Origin of the sequence: Psychrobacter sp. Cmf 22.2 (assembly GCF_001921745.1) — a bacterium.
Classification (GTDB): Bacteria; Pseudomonadota; Gammaproteobacteria; order Pseudomonadales; family Moraxellaceae; genus Psychrobacter.
In genome coordinates this window covers 52,621-70,011 of the sequence record NZ_MRYA01000008.1, presented here as the reverse complement: position 1 = coordinate 70,011, position 17,391 = coordinate 52,621, and the positions used below count along the sequence as shown (strand labels likewise).

At 43.5% G+C, this 17,391-nt stretch carries 24 protein-coding genes and 1 tRNA gene; 20 read left to right on the top strand and 5 right to left on the bottom strand.

Annotated features, from left to right (window positions below):
- Window positions 1–50: 50 nt before the first annotated feature.
- From BTV98_RS12190 to gatC, 5 genes are all read right to left on the bottom strand, one after another.
- Window positions 51–626: a hypothetical protein gene (locus BTV98_RS12190; protein WP_075103687.1), complete on the bottom strand. Its 576-nt coding sequence runs from the start codon at window positions 624–626 to the stop codon at window positions 51–53.
- Between the two features lie 363 nt (window positions 627–989).
- Window positions 990–1,066, bottom strand: a tRNA-Pro gene (locus BTV98_RS12180).
- A 114-nt stretch (window positions 1,067–1,180) separates the two neighbouring features.
- Complete coding sequence (gatB, locus tag BTV98_RS12175) at window positions 1,181–2,710, bottom strand: Asp-tRNA(Asn)/Glu-tRNA(Gln) amidotransferase subunit GatB (RefSeq protein WP_058368253.1); 1,530 nt, start codon at window positions 2,708–2,710, stop codon at window positions 1,181–1,183.
- A complete protein-coding gene (gene gatA / locus BTV98_RS12170) occupies window positions 2,710–4,206 on the bottom strand; it encodes an Asp-tRNA(Asn)/Glu-tRNA(Gln) amidotransferase subunit GatA (protein ID WP_058368254.1) in 1,497 nt (498 codons plus the stop codon). The genes gatB and gatA overlap by 1 nt, the downstream gene beginning before the upstream one ends.
- A gap of 67 nt (window positions 4,207–4,273) precedes the next feature.
- Window positions 4,274–4,588 carry an Asp-tRNA(Asn)/Glu-tRNA(Gln) amidotransferase subunit GatC gene (gatC, locus tag BTV98_RS12165; RefSeq protein WP_075103685.1) on the bottom strand — a complete coding sequence of 105 codons (315 nt, stop codon included), beginning with the start codon at window positions 4,586–4,588 and terminating at the stop codon, window positions 4,274–4,276.
- A 511-nt stretch (window positions 4,589–5,099) separates the two neighbouring features.
- On the opposite strand from gatC, the gene BTV98_RS12160 reads away from it, so the two are divergent.
- The 20 genes from BTV98_RS12160 to rpsN all read left to right on the top strand — a co-directional run bounded on the left by BTV98_RS12160 (window position 5,100) and on the right by rpsN (window position 17,383).
- Complete coding sequence (locus tag BTV98_RS12160) at window positions 5,100–6,128, top strand: rod shape-determining protein (protein WP_058368256.1); 1,029 nt, start codon at window positions 5,100–5,102, stop codon at window positions 6,126–6,128.
- Window positions 6,129–6,315: 187 nt separating this feature from the next.
- Window positions 6,316–7,182 (top strand): rod shape-determining protein MreC, encoded by an 867-nt coding sequence (gene mreC, locus BTV98_RS12155; RefSeq protein ID WP_058368257.1) that lies wholly within the window; start codon window positions 6,316–6,318, stop codon window positions 7,180–7,182.
- Window positions 7,183–7,204: 22 nt separating this feature from the next.
- Window positions 7,205–7,690: a rod shape-determining protein MreD gene (gene mreD / locus BTV98_RS12150; protein ID WP_075103684.1), complete on the top strand. Its 486-nt coding sequence runs from the start codon at window positions 7,205–7,207 to the stop codon at window positions 7,688–7,690.
- A gap of 59 nt (window positions 7,691–7,749) precedes the next feature.
- Window positions 7,750–8,433 carry a nucleoside triphosphate pyrophosphatase gene (locus BTV98_RS12145; protein ID WP_058368259.1) on the top strand — a complete coding sequence of 228 codons (684 nt, stop codon included), beginning with the start codon at window positions 7,750–7,752 and terminating at the stop codon, window positions 8,431–8,433.
- Window positions 8,434–8,600: 167 nt separating this feature from the next.
- Window positions 8,601–10,196 (top strand): Rne/Rng family ribonuclease, encoded by a 1,596-nt coding sequence (locus BTV98_RS12140; protein ID WP_058368260.1) that lies wholly within the window; start codon window positions 8,601–8,603, stop codon window positions 10,194–10,196.
- Between the two features lie 389 nt (window positions 10,197–10,585).
- Window positions 10,586–10,897 carry a 30S ribosomal protein S10 gene (rpsJ, locus tag BTV98_RS12135; protein ID WP_010196670.1) on the top strand — a complete coding sequence of 104 codons (312 nt, stop codon included), beginning with the start codon at window positions 10,586–10,588 and terminating at the stop codon, window positions 10,895–10,897.
- A 49-nt stretch (window positions 10,898–10,946) separates the two neighbouring features.
- The gene (gene rplC, locus BTV98_RS12130) at window positions 10,947–11,585 is read left to right on the top strand and encodes a 50S ribosomal protein L3 (RefSeq protein WP_058368261.1); all 639 of its coding nucleotides are present in this window, start codon (window positions 10,947–10,949) and stop codon (window positions 11,583–11,585) included.
- Between the two features lie 14 nt (window positions 11,586–11,599).
- Window positions 11,600–12,202, top strand: coding sequence for a 50S ribosomal protein L4 (rplD, locus tag BTV98_RS12125; protein ID WP_058368262.1), 603 nt, complete (start codon window positions 11,600–11,602; stop codon window positions 12,200–12,202).
- The gene (gene rplW, locus BTV98_RS12120; RefSeq protein WP_058368263.1) at window positions 12,199–12,549 is read left to right on the top strand and encodes a 50S ribosomal protein L23; all 351 of its coding nucleotides are present in this window, start codon (window positions 12,199–12,201) and stop codon (window positions 12,547–12,549) included. Before rplD ends, rplW begins: the two co-directional genes overlap by 4 nt.
- An 11-nt stretch (window positions 12,550–12,560) precedes the next feature.
- On the top strand, window positions 12,561–13,391 hold the full coding sequence (gene rplB / locus BTV98_RS12115; RefSeq protein WP_058368264.1) for a 50S ribosomal protein L2: 831 nt from the start codon (window positions 12,561–12,563) through the stop codon (window positions 13,389–13,391).
- A gap of 12 nt (window positions 13,392–13,403) precedes the next feature.
- Entirely contained in the window at window positions 13,404–13,679 is a 276-nt protein-coding gene (gene rpsS / locus BTV98_RS12110) for a 30S ribosomal protein S19 (RefSeq protein WP_058368265.1), read from the top strand.
- Window positions 13,680–13,689: 10 nt separating this feature from the next.
- A complete protein-coding gene (gene rplV, locus BTV98_RS12105; RefSeq protein WP_021813373.1) occupies window positions 13,690–14,019 on the top strand; it encodes a 50S ribosomal protein L22 in 330 nt (109 codons plus the stop codon).
- Between the two features lie 3 nt (window positions 14,020–14,022).
- Window positions 14,023–14,745 carry a 30S ribosomal protein S3 gene (gene rpsC, locus BTV98_RS12100; RefSeq protein ID WP_058368266.1) on the top strand — a complete coding sequence of 241 codons (723 nt, stop codon included), beginning with the start codon at window positions 14,023–14,025 and terminating at the stop codon, window positions 14,743–14,745.
- 3 nt (window positions 14,746–14,748) lie between these two features.
- Window positions 14,749–15,162, top strand: coding sequence for a 50S ribosomal protein L16 (gene rplP, locus BTV98_RS12095; protein ID WP_025644399.1), 414 nt, complete (start codon window positions 14,749–14,751; stop codon window positions 15,160–15,162).
- A complete protein-coding gene (rpmC, locus tag BTV98_RS12090; RefSeq protein ID WP_010196696.1) occupies window positions 15,162–15,359 on the top strand; it encodes a 50S ribosomal protein L29 in 198 nt (65 codons plus the stop codon). The genes rplP and rpmC overlap by 1 nt, the downstream gene beginning before the upstream one ends.
- Window positions 15,356–15,631, top strand: coding sequence for a 30S ribosomal protein S17 (rpsQ, locus tag BTV98_RS12085; RefSeq protein WP_058368267.1), 276 nt, complete (start codon window positions 15,356–15,358; stop codon window positions 15,629–15,631). The genes rpmC and rpsQ overlap by 4 nt, the downstream gene beginning before the upstream one ends.
- A 181-nt stretch (window positions 15,632–15,812) precedes the next feature.
- Window positions 15,813–16,181 (top strand): 50S ribosomal protein L14, encoded by a 369-nt coding sequence (gene rplN / locus BTV98_RS12080; protein WP_010196702.1) that lies wholly within the window; start codon window positions 15,813–15,815, stop codon window positions 16,179–16,181.
- Window positions 16,182–16,189: 8 nt separating this feature from the next.
- Window positions 16,190–16,507 (top strand): 50S ribosomal protein L24, encoded by a 318-nt coding sequence (rplX, locus tag BTV98_RS12075; protein ID WP_058368268.1) that lies wholly within the window; start codon window positions 16,190–16,192, stop codon window positions 16,505–16,507.
- 21 nt (window positions 16,508–16,528) lie between these two features.
- Window positions 16,529–17,065 (top strand): 50S ribosomal protein L5, encoded by a 537-nt coding sequence (rplE, locus tag BTV98_RS12070; RefSeq protein ID WP_058368269.1) that lies wholly within the window; start codon window positions 16,529–16,531, stop codon window positions 17,063–17,065.
- A 12-nt stretch (window positions 17,066–17,077) separates the two neighbouring features.
- Entirely contained in the window at window positions 17,078–17,383 is a 306-nt protein-coding gene (rpsN, locus tag BTV98_RS12065) for a 30S ribosomal protein S14 (RefSeq protein ID WP_058368270.1), read from the top strand.
- Window positions 17,384–17,391: the final 8 nt, after the last annotated feature.

Here is a 17,391-nt window from a genome sequence, read left to right as displayed (position 1 = left end):
AGACCCTAGGTAATATATAGAGTTTTGAGGGTTCTTGGTAGATAGTAAAATCATGATGGTGGCTTTTTAAATATTTTGCACTCTGCGAATACGTAAAAAATGATAGAAGGTACAAACATAACATTATCGTGACTTGTCATATTATTTGTTATCAAATCTCTTTTTAGTTCATCTTGCATTAATCTAATAATTGTATCAGGATTATTAAGATCCAAGTGCTTGTGATAAATATTTCTAATTACTGAAAATAATTTTTTAGATGCTAAGTGATTGCCGTTATCCTCTAAAGTCTTCAACCTATCTTCTATGATAAACTTATGTCCCATAAAGAATTCATATGATTCTTTGTAGAGAGTTATTTCATTATGATCTATTTTACCTTCAATATCGAAAGGGGTGGTATCGGGTTTAGTTGCCTCCAACGCTATTTCAAGATCTATTATATCTTCGAGGATATCTTGAATAATAGATGATTTTCTTGCTTCATTTGCAGGTGTAGTAAATATATTTGTAGTTCTAGAGTTATCAATTTTGGAGTTGTCAATGCTAGTTGCTATTTGTTGTAAATTGCTTTTGCCAGACTGTTGAACATCCGAAACATGAGGTGTCTGTGAGAATAAAGACATTAGTCGTCCTCCTTTTTTTTATTTACTCGATCCCCGATTTGTTGTTTATTATTACTTCCACTTTGACTAATGTTTTTGAAAGACTTAGATTTTTTTTTATGATTGCCAGTAAGGTAAGCTATTGCAATTATGCCCAGTATAAAACACACATAAACCCATGCAGGTAAGTTTTGTGGTAGTGATGATAAGTCCATGATTTCTCACTTAGTATAAACAGTTTTTTATGCAACTCTTTATAATATCAACTAAACGGTCTGGAATGTAAAGCTTAATCAAAACATAAGTTTATGTATTAGTCGAAAATAAAAAAACGCCCAAAATAAAAGGCAGACGGTCAATGACGGTCTGCCCTAATATTATGTTTGGTCGGAACGGCAGGATTTGAACCTGCGACCACCACACCCCCAGTGTGGTGCGCTACCAGACTGCGCTACGCCCCGAGTGACTGACTATTTTACGCAAAATTAGGCATATTGCAAGGGCTATTTATCTTGCTACCCATTTGCCCAAAAATTTGAATATCCATAGTCAGTATGAGCGGCAAATTAGTACACCTATCCCAACAGCTCTTTTAAAATTTGGTTGACTTGCTGCGGGTTGGCGCTACCGCGGCTGGCTTTCATTACTTGCCCAACCAGACCATTAAAGGCTTTTTGCTTGCCGCCTTTATACTCTTCCACCATCGCTTGATTGTTGGCGATGACCTCTTCGACCATGGCCTTGATAGCTCCTGTATCAGTTTCTTGCTTAAGTCCTTTTTCCTCGATGATTTTATCTGCTGCATCATCATCGTTGCCGCCCGCGCGCTCATATAAGGCACTAAAGACTTTCTTAGCCAATTTGCCAGATAGAGTATCGTCTTTGATACGCTCCAGCATGCCAGCCAATTGCTTAGCGCTGATAGGGGAGCCAACGATGTCTTTATCGTCTTTATTCAATGCACCCAGCAGCTCTCCCATGACCCAGTTGGCTGCCATCTTCGCATCTTGCTGTCCGATCTCTGCGACTACATCTTCAAAATAATCGGCAAGCTGACGGCTACCAGTTAGGATACGAGCATCGTACTCTGACAGACCGAGCGCTTCTTCAAAACGTGCACGTCGAGCAACAGGTAGCTCAGGCATTGCCGCTTTAATCTCATCAATCGTATGCTGCTCAATACGCACAGGTAGCAGGTCAGGGTCAGGGAAGTAGCGATAGTCGTTGGCGTCCTCTTTGGTACGCATAGTGCGAGTTTCATCGCGCTCAGGATCATAGAGCATTGTCGCTTGGATAACTTTACCACCATCTTCGATGATATCTATTTGACGTTCGATTTCGCGGTTGATGGCGCGCTCGATAAAACGGAACGAGTTTAGGTTTTTGAGCTCAGTACGTGTGCCCAGCTCGTTTCCAGGCTTACGTACAGAGACGTTACAGTCACAGCGGAATGAGCCTTCTGCCATGACCGCATCCGAGATACCAAGCCATGTAACCAGCTGATGAATAGCCTTGATATAGGCAAGCGCCTCATGGGCTGAGCGCATGTCAGGCTCAGAGACGATTTCAATCAGCGGCGTACCCGCACGGTTCAGATCGACCCCAGTCATGCCATCGACGGCATCATGTACGGACTTACCAGCGTCTTCTTCTAGATGCGCGCGGGTGATACCCATGCGTTTGGGGTATTCGTTTTCCTCGCCTTCATTCACCACGACATCGATATAACCTTTACCAACGATAGGGTTGACCATCTGGGTAATCTGATAGCCTTTAGGTAAGTCAGGGTAAAAGTAGTTTTTACGATCAAAGGTGTTAAATAAACCCAGCTCAGCATTGACGCCAATGCCAAACTTTAAGGCACGATCAACCACACCAGCATTTAGCACTGGCAAGACACCAGGTAGACCTAAATCGACGATACTTGCCTGGCTGTTGGGCTCGTGACCAAAGTCGGTCGGTGCGCTTGAGAATATCTTACTTTCAGTATTTAGCTGACAATGAATCTCAATCCCGATGACCACTTCATAGCCATCGACGAACAGCTCTTTACGAACAATCTCTTGGTGAGCGGCATTGTTATCAGTAGTCGTTGCTGTGTTCATTATACCGTCTCCTTTGCGATGAGTGAGTGCTGTAGATGATGATCTGTATGCTGCTGGAAAAGATGCGCTGTAGATAACAGCTTGCTTTCTTGCCAATACTGACCAATCAATTGTAAGCCGATAGGTAGGCCATCTGATGTCAGACCAACTGGTTGACTGAGCGCAGGCAAGCCGGCCAAGTTGACCGCGATGGTATAGACATCACCTAAGTACATCGATGCAGGGTCGAGGTCTTCACTAAGTTTGTAAGCTGCTGTCGGTGAGGTTGGGCTGGCAATCACATCACAATCGGCAAAAGCTTCATCGAAGTCTTTTACGATTAAGCGGCGTATTCTTTGTGCTTTTGTATAATAAGCATCAAAATAACCAGCAGACAATGCATAGGTGCCGGTCAAGATACGACGTTGTACTTCAGGACCAAAGCCTTCAGAACGAGAGCGTGTATATAGATCGATAAGATCGGTTGGGTTCTCACAGCGATAACCAAAGCGCACACCATCGAAGCGCGATAGGTTAGATGATGCTTCTGCAGGTGCTAGCATATAGTAAGTCGCAAGCGTGATCTCAGGATCAGTGATGTTCACCTCTACGATGGTGGCACCCAAATCTTCATACTGTTTAAGAGCAGCACGGACCGCTTGTTCGACCTCGCTATCAAGCCCTTCACTAAAGTATTCTTTAGCGACGCCGATACGCAGACCCTCAAATGGCTTGTCACCAGCAGCTGCTTCTGCGTCATTAAGGTCTTGCACGTAGTCAGGCATATCATGCTTGATAGAGGTGGCATCACGCGGATCATGACCGATCATAGGTTGTAATAGATACGCACAGTCTTTGGCGCTTTTGCCCATGCTACCGGCTTGGTCGAGACTTGAGGCATAGGCAATCATGCCAAAGCGTGACACGCGGCCATAGGTGGGTTTGATGCCAGTGAGGCCACAAAACGAAGCTGGCTGACGAATCGAGCCGCCCGTATCACTACCGGTCGCCACAGGCACAAACCCGGCGGCGACAGCGGCGGCACTACCACCAGATGAGCCACCAGGGACGCGCTCCAAATTCCATGGGTTTTGTACCGTGCCATAGTAAGAGCTACTGTTGTCTGAGCCCATTGCAAACTCGTCCATATTGAGCTTACCTAAGCTAATCATACCCGCTTTGTCGATATTTGAGACGATAGTGGCGTTATAAGGTGAGACAAAGTTGTGTAGCATTTTTGAGCCACAAGTCGTCAGCACGCCTTGGGTACAAAAGATGTCTTTATGAGCCATTGGTATACCCAGCAGACGTCTTTTATCACCCTGCGCTCGCATCTCGTCAGCTGCTTGCGCTTGTGCGCGCGCTGTCTCAGAAGTGTGCGTGATAAAACTATTAATCTTGCCATCTAGTGCATCAATGCGTTTAAGATAATGTTCGGTCAGCTCAAGGCTGCTAAATTGTTTGTCTTGTAAGCCCGTAATTAGCTGCTCGGTACTTAATAGATGAATCTCAGACATAAGGTGTCGTCCGTCAAAATGTTAATAGCATAAAATAAGATAAAATAAGCGTAAATAATAAAACCAATTATTCAATCACTTGGGGTACCAGATAGAGGCCTTCTTCGACCGCAGGCGCAACAGACTGATTGCGCGCACGATTGATATCATGCTTGGCGACGTCAGTGCGCAACTCTTGGCATGCCTCATGAATATTTGATAGTGGTTTGACACCTTCCGTATCGACATTACCAAGGGTTTCCATAAGAGTTAACACCTTACTGATATCGTCGGCATAACTACTTGCCGTACTTTCATCCACACCTAAGCGTGCAAGGTTGGCAACTTCTAGGATTTCTTCACGACTAACATTGCTGTCGGACGTTGATGGTTGCTGTGACATAGTTTCTCCAGTTAAGGACAGTTTTTGTTAGAGTAAGTGATTACTAAGATAAGATCGTATGTAGAGTTGGCTTATTATAAAGCATCTGGCTTAAGTTTACAGAGTAGGGTGTTAGATTGCTGCACAAACACAAACAAGTAGCACAGTGACGATACAGTTATTGATTTATTTTCAATTGCTTAACAATTAACTTGCTAAATACGGTAAAGTAGCCCCACATTGTTTAGCAAAAGTATAATATAGCGATAAGTGCTATTTATAAAGCCACTAATATCTAACCATCAGATTCTATTTTTTGATTAAAGAATACTTACTTTACAGTGTAAATAACGATGTTTTTTTTGAGACTATATCGGTATAATTTATCTCACTTTTAGTTTCTAGTCAGTATTGTATGGTTAAGATCTGTCGCAAAGATACGTTTTTGCTCGTCTAAGCCTTTAATTATAATCTACTCGTTACTGACAAGCATCGTCTCAGTCCTCTCATTTGTAAGCCGCTGGATATATTAATGAACCCGTTTGGATTTTTATCAAATAATATCGCTATCGACCTTGGTACTGCGAATACCTTAATCTTTATTCCTAATAAAGGGGTAGTGCTCGATGAGCCTACAGTGGTCGCTTTACGTAGTAACCGCACGCAAAACCCGACCGTCGCGGCTGTCGGTATTGATGCCAAGCAAATGCTTGGTCGCACACCTGCCAACATTACTGCCATTCGCCCATTAAAAGACGGGGTTATCGCTGACTTTGAAGTCACCCAAAAGATGCTAAAGCATTTTATTACCAAAGTAAAAGCCAAGCGTTTTATGGCACAGCCCAATGTCGTGGTTTGCGTGCCTTGTAAGTCGACACTGGTCGAGCGAAAGGCTATTCGTGAAGCGGTGTCATCAGCGGGCGCTAATAAAGTACTATTATTAGAAGAACCAATGGCTGCAGCTATTGGTGCTGGCATGCCTGTCCATGAAGCCAGCGGCTCGATGGTGGTGGATATCGGTGGCGGTACCACTGAGATTGCCGTGATTGCGCTATCTGGCTGTGTGTACGCCGAGTCGATTCGTATCGGCGGTGATATGTTTGATGATGCAATTATTACTCATGTACGCCGTACTCATGGATGTGTGATTGGTGAAACAACTGCTGAACGTATCAAGCAAGAAGTGGGCTCGGCACTCAACGAAGAGAGTAATTTAGAGGTAGAAGTTCGAGGCCGTAGTATGGCAGAAGGCGTCCCTAAGACGTTTAGTATTAACTCAGAAGAGATCCAAAAAGCATTAAGTGATCCGCTAAGTGGTATTGTCAGCGCCGTAAAAGCAGCACTTGAACAAACCCCACCTGAATTGTCATCAGATATTGCTGAGCGCGGTATTGTCCTAACTGGCGGTGGTGCCCTGTTACGCGATTTGGACAAACTTATCTCAAAAGAGACTGGTCTACCAGTGACTGTCGCAGAAGACCCACTTACCTGTGTCAGTCGCGGTGGCGGTATTGCACTTGATTTTATTAATAACAAAAGCTTAAACATGATTTTTGTATAAGGCTTTTATAGTTACTTGAAATAGTAATTTTGGTTACTGGTAGATGGTAAATCTGAGCTAAAATAAACAACTAAACAAAGGCGGTCAATATGGCTGCCTTTGTCGCATCAACAACTAGCATATGCCATAGTATTCACGCATAATGGCTTTATACCCCGCGTCGGGTACCGATCGAATTAGATGCCCTATGATCCCAAGTATTTTTGCTCGTCAACCACTCGCACTTCGTAGGACTGCTATTGTATTAATAGTGGCGCTAATCATCATGTGGTTTGATAGTAAAAATCCAGAGTTGTTTAAACCTGTCCGTAGTATCAGTCACGCTGCTATGCAGCCTATCTATGAGTTTTCTTTATTACCAAGCTATGCTGAACACTGGGCACGCGGTAGCATCCAATCAAAAGAAGCTTTACGCCGCGAAAACGTACAGTTAAAGTCGCAACTGATTCATGCAAAAGCAAAGCTTCAGCAGCAAGATTATATCTTGGCGCAAAATGCCCGCTTACAAGGTATTTTGTCAACGACCAAGCCTGACTTATTTGATCTGAACTTAGCACAAGTGATTGGCACAGATACCAATTTACTCAAACAAATCGTAGTGCTCAATAAAGGCGCCAAAGACGGTGTTCAAGTTGGGCAAACGGTGATTGATGAAAACGGTATTCTAGGTCAAATTATCAATGCCTATCCCAATACCAGTCGCTTATTACTCATCACAGACGAGCAGCAATCAGTTGCTGTCACCATCAAGCGTACTGGTCAACGCGCCATCGTCACAGGCGCGGGTATCCCAACCTCACTGAGTCTTAATTACGTGTTCAAAACCTCAGATGTACGTATTGGTGACGAGCTAGTATCCTCTGGTTTGGGCGGCCGTATACCAGCAGGCTACCGCGTTGGTCGTATTACTCGCATTAAAGACACTCAAGCTGACAACTTTAGAATTATCGAGGTGTCACCTGCTGCCAATTTTGTTGATAATGCTTATGTACTCATCTTGCAAGATAAGGTGGCGCATCCTGACACCGAATTACCAATACCTGCCAGTCGCTAATTAATCGTTAAGGCAAGCATTCATGGCGTTTTCGAATTCTGAGCATTCATCTAGCAAGATACTTATTGCAATCATATTAAGCTTTGTGGTTGCCTCATCACCTAGTGTCTATCCATTAAGCCCAAGCATGGCAACCTTACGTCCCATGATCATGATGATGGTGCTGATATTTTGGTTGTTGTTTCAGCCACGTTATGTTGGTATTTTCACCGCTTTTACGATTGGCATCATTGCTGACTTACTAATGGACACGCATCTTGGACAGCAAGCATTTGCAGCCGTCGTCATGGTATTGGCACTTAGAGTCTGTAGTCTTCAAATCAAACAATTGAATACGCTTAGCGCTTGGTTTTTAGCGGCTGTAGGCTTGATTGTTTTCCAGCTTACTCTCTGGGTGTTACAGCTAATGACCCAAGGATTATTCGTTGCACAATCAGGGTTGTCTTTGTTAATGAGCATCTTAAGCTGGCCTCTCATACTGTTAATATTGCGTGGATTTACGCGTTAATTTTTAGTCAGCCTATAGCTCAAGCTTAGTAAAGTTTTAACAATAATAAGAGGGTAGTAATGAATATTATATTGGCTTCTGGTTCACCGCGTCGTCGTAAGCTTCTAACCGACGCTAAGCTTAAGCTCAATATCATGAGTGTTGATATTGATGAGACTCCCAATGATAATGAGTCTCCAAAAAAGTATATTCAACGCATGATTGCCGCTAAGGCTAATGCAGCTATTGTACAATTAAAGACAAACTATCAGAATGAGGCTTTTGAATCGTATCAATCTGCGACATCGGTTATTATACTAACGGCTGATACCATTGGGGTGTTGCCAGATGGTCACACAGTTCTTGTCAAGCCGACAGACCGTGCTCATGCTTATCACATGTGGCAGCAAATGTCTGATAGCATTCATCAAGTATGGACTGCTGTTCAAGCAACCTTAGTGTCGTTTGCTGGCAAAGAAAAAGAGCTAGATGACAGACCATTAAAAGTGGTCTGGCAAAAGCAAATCATTGAGTCTACAGATGTGACTTTTGTTCCTTTAACACAAGATATGATGCGTGATTACTGGAACAGTGGTGAGCCAGCTGATAAAGCAGGTGGTTACGCTATTCAAGGTTTAGCGGCTGCGTGGGTGACGCGTATCAATGGCAGCTATACCAATGTCGTAGGCTTGCCATTAGCGCAAACGCTAGCATTGATTGAGGAGGCAACTAAAGCCCAAGAAAACAATCACAAACAAATATAAATACTGTTTATGAGATAAACGAAAAAGTAAGCAGTCACATAATGACACGGCAGGATAGTGGGCAGGGGGATGGGACATTTGTTAGACTGTGATTTTAAAAGACTGCTTTTTATCGTAAAGCCATTTATGATTAATAAGTACCATAAGTAATAAATAAGAGAAAAAATATGTCTGAAGAGCTGCTAATTAATGTCAGTCCGATGGAATGCCGCGTGGCTGTCTTAGATAACGGTGTGCTCGGTGAGATTTATATAGAGCGTCATCATAAATTGGGTTTGGTTGGTAATATCTATCTAGGAACGGTAGTACGCGTATTACCTGGTATGCAAGCAGCATTTGTTGATATCGGCCAATCACGTACCGCGTTTTTACATGTCAATGATATGCAGCGTGAGCCAAAACCTACGCCAAGGAGCAAGAACCAATCTTTTGTAGAGGCAGAAGTTACCGCAGATAGTAGCGCAACTCCTGCTGATAGTTTGGGTATGACGCCACCTATTGTCAGTGCTCAGACTACCGAAATCGTACCCGTATCCAATAAGACTCTGATCCAACATCGCCTGCACGAAGGCCAGCGTATTCTTGTACAAGTGACCAAAGATCAACTAGGCAGTAAAGGCGCCCGCTTAACGACCAATATCTCATTACCATCACGTTATCTTGTGTATCTGCCATCAAGCGATCACGTTGGTATCTCTCAGCGTATCGATAGCGAAGATGAACGTACTCGCTTAAAGGCTGAGCTGACAAGCTTAATGCAGACAGTCAGTTTAAAAGGTGGTTTGATTGCTCGTACTGCTGCTGAGCGCGTACCTTTAAATAAACTCGAAGAAGATATTTATTATCTTGTCCAGTTGTGGCGAACTATTTGCGCGCGCCGCCAAGAGATCAATCATCATCAAAGCTCTGAGCTTATTTATCAAGAGTTATCGTTACCGCTGCGCTCCATACGTGACTTGGTGCATGCTGATACCGAAAAAGTCATTATTGATAATGCGCAAGTTTATGAGCAAGTACGGTACTTTGCCAAAGAGTTTGTGCCTTTTATTTATGATCGTATTGTACATTATACTGCCGAGCCAGCATTATTTGATGTACACCGTGTCGAAGACGATCTACGCGATGCCCTAAAACGCCGTGTCGATCTTAAGTCGGGCGGCTATTTAATCATCGATCAGACAGAAGCGATGACGACAATTGATGTCAATACCGGCTCCTTCGTCGGTGGTCGTTCGTTAGAAGACACGGTCTATAAGACCAATCTTGAGGCCACCCATGCCATCGCCCGCCAATTACGTCTGCGTAACCTAGGTGGTATTATCATACTAGATTTCATTGATATGTTAGAACAAGAACATAAAGATGATGTGTTAACAAGTCTGCAAGAGCAGCTAGCGCAAGACTATGCCAAGACTAATATTACCCAGGTTAGTGAGCTTGGACTGGTAGAGATGACACGTAAGCGTACGCGTGAATCCTTAGGACAGCAACTGTGCGAGCCTTGCTCAACTTGTCAAGGGCGTGGGTTTGTCAAAACGGCTGAAACCGTTTGTTTTGAAATATTTCGCGAAATGATGCGCTGTGCTCGTACTTATAACTCACCGAAGAAATTCACCGTCGTGGCTCATGCAGCGGTTATTGATTTACTGTTGACTTCAGAAGCAGATACCGTCGCAGATCTTGAATATTTGCTAGGAAGAGTGATTACATTTGAAGTAGAAAATCTATATACCCAAGAGCAATATGACATTGTTTTAGATTAAGTGTTACCTAAAATATTATTTTAGCTTTCCATAATTTAAAAGCGTTATTTTCATAAAGGACGTTTTTATAAGAGACTTGCAATCAGATAAATACTCTGTATAATACACACCACTGAATTATATACGCGCAGCCCATAAAACAGCTGGCGCTATGACAGCTAGAGCATCGTTTCTAGCACTATTTCATTATGCCTTTGCTGACCTCTATACGAATAGGAGGGTTGGCGGGGCTTTAAACTATTTTGCTTTTAGCACGCTATAAGTTCCGCTAAAGAACTCATTCTGGTTAAGAACAGAAGGCCGCTTTAAGTGAATATTTAACCAAACGGCTTTTGCTCATTTACTTGCAAAGCAAGAATGATCAAAGCACATATTAGGAGCTTGCTGGCATGGCTAACCAGAGAATCCGTATCCGTCTTAAGTCTTTTGATCATCGTTTGATTGATCAATCTGCACAAGAGATCGTCGATACTGCAAAGCGCACCGGTGCGCAAGTTTGTGGTCCTGTACCGTTGCCGACTCGCATTGAGCGCTTCAACGTTCTAACCTCGCCACACGTCAACAAAGATGCTCGTGATCAGTACGAAATTCGTACTCACAAGCGTATGGTTGATATTGTTCAGCCTACTGACAAAACTGTGGACGCGTTAATGAAGTTAGACTTAGCGGCGGGCGTTGACGTTCAAATTGCTTTGGGTTAATGCATATTAAACGCCCAACTCATTAATATAAGATATAAAGAGGTCTAAAATGGCGATCGGTTTAGTCGGTAAAAAATGCGGCATGACCCGTATCTTCACTGAAACAGGTGCCTCTATCCCTGTAACAGTGATTGAGGTTAGTGCAAACCGCATTACTCAATTAAAAAATACTGATGTAGATGGCTATCAAGCCATTCAAATCACCACAGGTACTCGTCGTGACAGCCGCGTAACAGCCGCACAGAAAGGTCACTTCGCAAAGGCTGGCGTTAAAGCTGGTCGTGGTGTTTGGGAATTTCGTGCCAATGATAGCGATCTTGAAGGTCGTGAGATTGGTGGTGAGATCCTAGCTGACTTGTTTGAACAAGGTCAGATGGTTGATGTCACAGGACAGAGTAAAGGTAAAGGCTTTCAGGGCGGCGTAAAGCGTCACAACTTTAGCATGCAAGATGCCACTCATGGTAACTCAGTATCTCATCGTGCCCTTGGTTCAACTGGTCAGAACCAGTCACCAGGTAAAGTATTCAAAGGCAAAAAGATGCCAGGTCAGATGGGTAACAAACGTGTCACCGTTCAAGGCCTAGAAGTGGTTTCGGTTGATGCCGAAAAAGGGTTACTTGTCATCAAGGGTGCTATCCCAGGTGCCACCGGTGGCGACGTTATCGTACGTCCGTCAATCAAAGCCTAAGCAAGGGGATTAACGTGGATTTAAAAACAGTTACAGGTGCGGCGGTTGAGCTTTCTGATACGGCTTTTGGTCGTGAATTCAACGAAGCATTAGTGCATCAAGTCGTCACTGCATATCTTGCAGGTGCTCGTCAAGGTACACGTGCGCAAAAGACCCGTGCCGAAGTTTCTGGCGGTGGCATCAAGCCATGGCGCCAAAAAGGTACTGGTCGCGCTCGTGCAGGTTCTATTCGTAGTCCAATCTGGCGTTCTGGTGGTCGTGCATTTGCTGCAAAACCACAAGACTGGTCACAAAAAGTTAACCGCAAAATGTATCGCGGTGCTATGCAGTGCATCTTAGCCGAATTGGTACGTCAAGAGCGTCTGATATTGGTTGAAGAGTTAAGTATCTCTGCTCCTAAGACCAAAGAGCTGATTGCAAAGTTAAGTGAACTAAATGCACCTCGTGCACTTATCGTTACTAAAGAAGTTGACGAAAACTTATACTTAGCCGCTCGCAACATTCCACATGTCAATGTACTAGGTACATCTGAAGTGGATCCAGTGAGTTTGATCGCATTTGATAAAGTGGTCATGTCAGTTGAAGCTGCGAAACAATTTGAGGAAGCACTAGCATGAATAACGCAAGACTTTATCAGGTCTTAAGAGGGCCTGTCTTCTCAGAAAAATCTCAAATGCTTGGTGACTCACTTGGTGTACAGGTATTTAAAGTTGACTCTAACGCTACTAAGCTTGAAGTCAAGAAAGCAGTTGAGTTGATGTTTGAAGGTGTTGAAGTTACAAAAGTGAACACTTTGAATGTTAAAGGTAAGACAAAGCGTTTTGGTAAAAGTATCGGCCGTCGTAACGACTATAAAAAAGCCTATGTTACCTTAAAAGCTGGTCAAGATGTACAAATGGCTGATGCTGGTGAAGAAGTTGCAAGCGCGACTGAATCTACTAGTGAAACAGCGAACAACGAATAAGGATTACAATCATGCCTATCGTAAAAGCAAAGCCAACATCACCAGGCCGTCGTTTTGTTGAAAAAGTGGTGCATCCACACCTTTACAAAGGTCGTCCTTATGCAGCACTTGTCGAATCAAAAAGTAAGTCAGGTGGTCGTAATAACAATGGTCGCATAACGACTCGTCACGTTGGCGGTGGTCATAAGCATCATTATCGTATTATTGACTTTAAGCGTACTAAAGACAATATTCCAGCTACTGTAGAGCGTATCGAATACGATCCTAACCGTACTGCACATATTGCATTACTTAAATACGCTGATGGCGAACGTCGTTACATCATCGCTGCTAAAAAACAAGCAGTTGGTGATACAGTAATGTCAGGTGAAACTTCACCAATTCGCCCAGGTAATTGCCTACCGTTAAAAAACATCCCATTGGGTACTGTGATTCACAATATCGAGCTTAAAATCGGTAAAGGTGCACAGATGGCTCGTTCTGCGGGTGCAAGTGTACAGTTACTAGGTCGTGATGGTATTTATGCGATTCTTCGTATGCGTTCTGGTGAAACTCGCCGTGTGCATGTTAATTGTCGTGCAGTTATCGGTGAAGTCTCTAACACTGAAAACAACCTGAAATCACTTGGTAAAGCTGGTGCTTCACGTTGGCGCGGTGTTCGTCCTACGGTTCGTGGTGTTGCGATGAACCCAGTTGATCACCCACATGGTGGTGGTGAAGGTCGTAATAAAGGGCGCCATCCAACTAGCCCTTGGGGTCAGAAGTCTAAAGGACTGAAAACGCGTCATAATAAGCGTACTGACAATATGATCATCCGTCGCCGTCGCGCCAAGAAGAAATAAAGGAAGAATCTCATGCCTCGTTCATTGAAAAAAGGTCCATTCATAGACGCGCATCTGTTTGCCAAAGTTGAGAATGCTATTGACACCAACTCACGCAAACCCATTAAAACTTGGTCGCGCCGCTCGATGATTCTGCCACAAATGGTTGGCCTAACCTTATCTGTTCATAACGGCCGTACTCATGTACCGGTTATCGTAAGTGAGCAGATGGTTGGTCATAAACTAGGTGAATTTGCCCCGACACGTACGTATCGTGGTCATGGCATTGACAAAAAAGCTAAGAGATAAGGTGCTTACCATGGAAGTAACTGCAAAATTACGCGGTGCCGCCATATCGGCACAAAAAGTTAGACTCGTTGCTGATGAAGTTCGCGGCAAATCTATTGAGCGTGCTTTGGATATCCTAACGTATAGCAATAAAAAAGGCGCTGTGTTTGTTAAGAAATGCCTTAACTCAGCCATCGCCAATGCCGAACACAATCATGGCTTAGATATTGACGACCTGAAAGTCGCTACTATTTACGTCGATGAAGGCATTACGCTAAAGCGTATCCTACCACGTGCCAAAGGTCGTGCTGATCGTATCAGTAAGCGTACCTGTCACATTACTATAAAGGTAGGAGAATAAGTTATGGGTCAAAAAGTACATCCAATCGGAATTCGTCTTGGTGTTGTAAAAAAGCATAATGCAAATTGGTATGCTAACCCTAAACAATACTCAGAATACCTGATTAACGATATCCAAGTTCGTGAGTATCTTCGCAAAAAGCTAGACAATGCTATGATCAGTAACATCATGATCGAGCGTCCTACTGGTGCTGCTAAGATTACAATCTCTACTGCGCGTCCTGGCATTGTGATTGGTAAAAAAGGCGAAGATATTGAAAGACTTCAAAAAGAATTGACCAAAATTATGGGCGTACCTGCTCAGGTCAACATTGAAGAAATCACATCGCCTGATCTTGACGCACGTTTGGTAGCAGACGGTATTGGTAGCCAGCTTGAGCGCCGTGTTATGTTCCGTCGTGCGATGAAGCGCGCTGTACAAAACAGCATGCGTTCTGGTGCTAAAGGTATTAAAGTTGAGCTGTCTGGCCGTCTTGGCGGTGCTGAAATTGCTCGTACTGAATGGTACCGTGAAGGTCGTGTGCCATTGCATACACTCCGTGCTGATATTGACTATGCGTCAATTCGTGCAGAGACAACTTACGGCACCATCGGTGTTAAAGTTTGGATTTTCCGCGGAGAGATCCTTGACGGTATGAACAGTGTGTATAATCCCGTCAATGAAGAGAAGCCTCGTGCGCCAAAACGCCGTGGCCGTGGAAACCGTCGAAACTCAGACAGAGGTTAAACTATGTTACAGCCAAAACGTACCAAGTTTCGTAAAATGCACAAAGGTCGTAACACTGGGCTCGCTCATCGTGGAAGCACCGTTGCATTCGGACAAATTGGTCTAAAATCATTGACGCGTGGTCGTATGACAGCTCGTCAAATTGAAGCAGCACGCCGTACCATTACTCGTAAGATTAAACGTGGTGGTAAGATTTGGATCCGTGTATTCCCAGACAAACCAATTACTAACAAGCCATTAGAAGTACGTATGGGTAAAGGTAAAGGTCCTGTCGAGTATTGGGTATGCGAAATCAAGCCTGGTAAAGTGCTATATGAAATCGAAGGGGTCTCAGAAGAGCTTGCTCGCGATGCCTTAACGCTTGCTGCAGCAAAACTGCCCTTTAAAACTACCATTGTTAAGCGGACGATAATGTAATGAAGATCAGTGAATTACGTGATAAATCATTAGAAGAACTGACCCAGTTACTTGATGAAAAGCAACTTGATGCTTTCCGTATTCGTATGGCTAAAGCAACTGGTCAGTTGGGTAATACCCATGAAGTCAGAGGCAATCGTCGTACGATTGCTCAGATTCAGACTTTGATTAACGAGAAACAACGAGGCGACTCATGAACGATAACAATCAAACAGCTACTAATGCTAGCGTATTGACAGGACGAGTTGTCAGCGACAAGATGGATAAGTCCATCACGGTTTTGATTGAGCGTCTAGTTCGTCATCCTTTGTATGGCAAGCAGCTTCGTCGTTCTACGAAAATCAAAGCCCATGATGAGAATAATGTTTGCCAACAAGGCGACCTTGTCCGCATCAAAGAAACGCGTCCAATCTCAAAAACTAAGTCTTGGACTTTAGTTGATGTGGTTGAAAAAGTAGAAAAAATCTAAGTAAATTGCATTAAAGGCCAGAAGCTGTTAAAATAGCCGCCTTTTTAAGGATGCTGATTGCGCCCGTCGTATATCACTCACATTAAGGGTTAGGTGCGGCTATTTACATTAAAATGCCGACTACTCATACTGTGCTAGCGGCAGCAACTGGTTTTTTTGCTCATACGTGTGGAGTAACGCTATGATTCAGGTTGAGTCAATGCTGGAAGTTGCAGACAATAGCGGTGCAAGGCGAGTTCAGTGCATTAAAGTACTGGGTGGATCTCATCGTCGTTATGCATCAGTTGGCGACATTATTAAAGTAACGGTTAAAGAAGCCATTCCTCGTGGTCGTGTTAAAAAAGGCGACGTGATGAATGCAGTAGTTGTACGTACCAAAAAAGGCGTTCGTCGTCCTGATGGTTCAGTTCTACGTTTTGATGACAATGCTGCGGTATTGCTCAACCAAAACAAGGCACCGATTGCAACTCGTATTTTTGGACCGGTAACTCGTGAACTACGTGGTGATCAGTTTATGAAAATTGTATCACTAGCACCAGAAGTATTGTGAGGTAATCCATGTCAAAATTACGTAAAGGCGATACAGTTATCGTGATTGCTGGTAAAGATAAAGGCAAACAAGGTACTGTACAAGCTGTAAAAAATGATCGTATTAAAGTAGAAGGCATTAACATTGTTACTAAACATCAGAAGCCAAATCAGGCGACTGGTATTGAAGGTGGCATCGTTAAGCAAGAAGCTTTTTTGCATATTTCAAATGTCGCAATCTTAAATGCGCAAACCCAAAAAGCAGACCGTATTGCTTATCAATTCGGCGAAGACGGCAAAAAACAACGCGTCTATCGTTCGAATGGTGAAGTAGTGGCGACTGCGTAAGACACTAAGGGTGTAATGGTAATGGCAAGATTAAAATCTTTATATAACGATAAACTAAAGCAGCAAATAAAAGAAGAGCTTGGTTTAGACAATGTGATGCAAGTGCCTAAAATCACTAAAGTCACACTTAATATGGGTGTAGGCGGTGCGTCTCAAGACAAGAAATTGCTTGAAGGTGCTGTATCTGATATGACCGCGATTGCTGGTCAAAAGCCTGTTGTCACCAAAGCGCGCAAGTCAGTAGCTGGCTTTAAAATTCGTGAAGAATGGCCGATCGGCTGTAAAGTAACGCTACGCGGTGAGCAAATGTACGAATTTTTAGATCGTCTGATTGCCATTGCAATTCCTCGTATTCGCGATTTCCGTGGTTTTTCACCTAAAGCTTTTGACGGACGTGGTAATTACTCATTGGGTATCAAAGAGCAAATCGTATTCCCAGAAGTAGACTTTGATAAGATTGATCGTATCCGTGGTATGGATGTGACTATCACTACGTCAGCTGGTACTGATGAAGAAGGTCGTGCGTTACTTAAAGCATTCGGCTTCCCATTTAAATAAGGTAAAGACGTTATGGCAAAAAAGAGCATGATTAACCGCGAATTAAAGCGCGAAAAAATGGTTGCTAAATATGCAGAAAAGCGTATTAAGTTAAAAGAAACCATCAGTGATATGAATGCAAGTGACGAAGAGCGTATGGATGCAATGTTAGAGCTACAAGCCCTACCACGTAATTCATCGCCAGTACGTCTGCGCAATCGTTGTGCTATCACCGGTCGTCCTCATGGCTACTTCCGTAAGTTTGGCTTATCACGCAATATGTTGCGTGAGCGAGTCATGCAAGGCGATGTGCCTGGTGTTCGTAAAGCAAGCTGGTAAGGGGTAAT

What these genes read in the sequence shown, in the direction of transcription:
- BTV98_RS12190 (WP_075103687.1), bottom strand. Translation starts at nt 626, where the DNA reads ATGTCTTTATTCTCACAGACACCTCATGTTTCGGATGTTCAACAGTCT.
- gatB (WP_058368253.1), bottom strand. Translation starts at nt 2,710, where the DNA reads ATGAACACAGCAACGACTACTGATAACAATGCCGCTCACCAAGAGATT.
- gatA (WP_058368254.1), bottom strand. Translation starts at nt 4,206, where the DNA reads ATGTCTGAGATTCATCTATTAAGTACCGAGCAGCTAATTACGGGCTTA.
- gatC (WP_075103685.1), bottom strand. Translation starts at nt 4,588, where the DNA reads ATGTCACAGCAACCATCAACGTCCGACAGCAATGTTAGTCGTGAAGAA.
- BTV98_RS12160 (WP_058368256.1), top strand. Translation starts at nt 5,100, where the DNA reads ATGAACCCGTTTGGATTTTTATCAAATAATATCGCTATCGACCTTGGT.
- mreC (WP_058368257.1), top strand. Translation starts at nt 6,316, where the DNA reads ATGATCCCAAGTATTTTTGCTCGTCAACCACTCGCACTTCGTAGGACT.
- mreD (WP_075103684.1), top strand. Translation starts at nt 7,205, where the DNA reads ATGGCGTTTTCGAATTCTGAGCATTCATCTAGCAAGATACTTATTGCA.
- BTV98_RS12145 (WP_058368259.1), top strand. Translation starts at nt 7,750, where the DNA reads ATGAATATTATATTGGCTTCTGGTTCACCGCGTCGTCGTAAGCTTCTA.
- BTV98_RS12140 (WP_058368260.1), top strand. Translation starts at nt 8,601, where the DNA reads ATGTCTGAAGAGCTGCTAATTAATGTCAGTCCGATGGAATGCCGCGTG.
- rpsJ (WP_010196670.1), top strand. Translation starts at nt 10,586, where the DNA reads ATGGCTAACCAGAGAATCCGTATCCGTCTTAAGTCTTTTGATCATCGT.
- rplC (WP_058368261.1), top strand. Translation starts at nt 10,947, where the DNA reads ATGGCGATCGGTTTAGTCGGTAAAAAATGCGGCATGACCCGTATCTTC.
- rplW (WP_058368263.1), top strand. Translation starts at nt 12,199, where the DNA reads ATGAATAACGCAAGACTTTATCAGGTCTTAAGAGGGCCTGTCTTCTCA.
- rplB (WP_058368264.1), top strand. Translation starts at nt 12,561, where the DNA reads ATGCCTATCGTAAAAGCAAAGCCAACATCACCAGGCCGTCGTTTTGTT.
- rpsS (WP_058368265.1), top strand. Translation starts at nt 13,404, where the DNA reads ATGCCTCGTTCATTGAAAAAAGGTCCATTCATAGACGCGCATCTGTTT.
- rplV (WP_021813373.1), top strand. Translation starts at nt 13,690, where the DNA reads ATGGAAGTAACTGCAAAATTACGCGGTGCCGCCATATCGGCACAAAAA.
- rpsC (WP_058368266.1), top strand. Translation starts at nt 14,023, where the DNA reads ATGGGTCAAAAAGTACATCCAATCGGAATTCGTCTTGGTGTTGTAAAA.
- rplP (WP_025644399.1), top strand. Translation starts at nt 14,749, where the DNA reads ATGTTACAGCCAAAACGTACCAAGTTTCGTAAAATGCACAAAGGTCGT.
- rpmC (WP_010196696.1), top strand. Translation starts at nt 15,162, where the DNA reads ATGAAGATCAGTGAATTACGTGATAAATCATTAGAAGAACTGACCCAG.
- rpsQ (WP_058368267.1), top strand. Translation starts at nt 15,356, where the DNA reads ATGAACGATAACAATCAAACAGCTACTAATGCTAGCGTATTGACAGGA.
- rplN (WP_010196702.1), top strand. Translation starts at nt 15,813, where the DNA reads ATGATTCAGGTTGAGTCAATGCTGGAAGTTGCAGACAATAGCGGTGCA.
- rplX (WP_058368268.1), top strand. Translation starts at nt 16,190, where the DNA reads ATGTCAAAATTACGTAAAGGCGATACAGTTATCGTGATTGCTGGTAAA.
- rplE (WP_058368269.1), top strand. Translation starts at nt 16,529, where the DNA reads ATGGCAAGATTAAAATCTTTATATAACGATAAACTAAAGCAGCAAATA.
- rpsN (WP_058368270.1), top strand. Translation starts at nt 17,078, where the DNA reads ATGGCAAAAAAGAGCATGATTAACCGCGAATTAAAGCGCGAAAAAATG.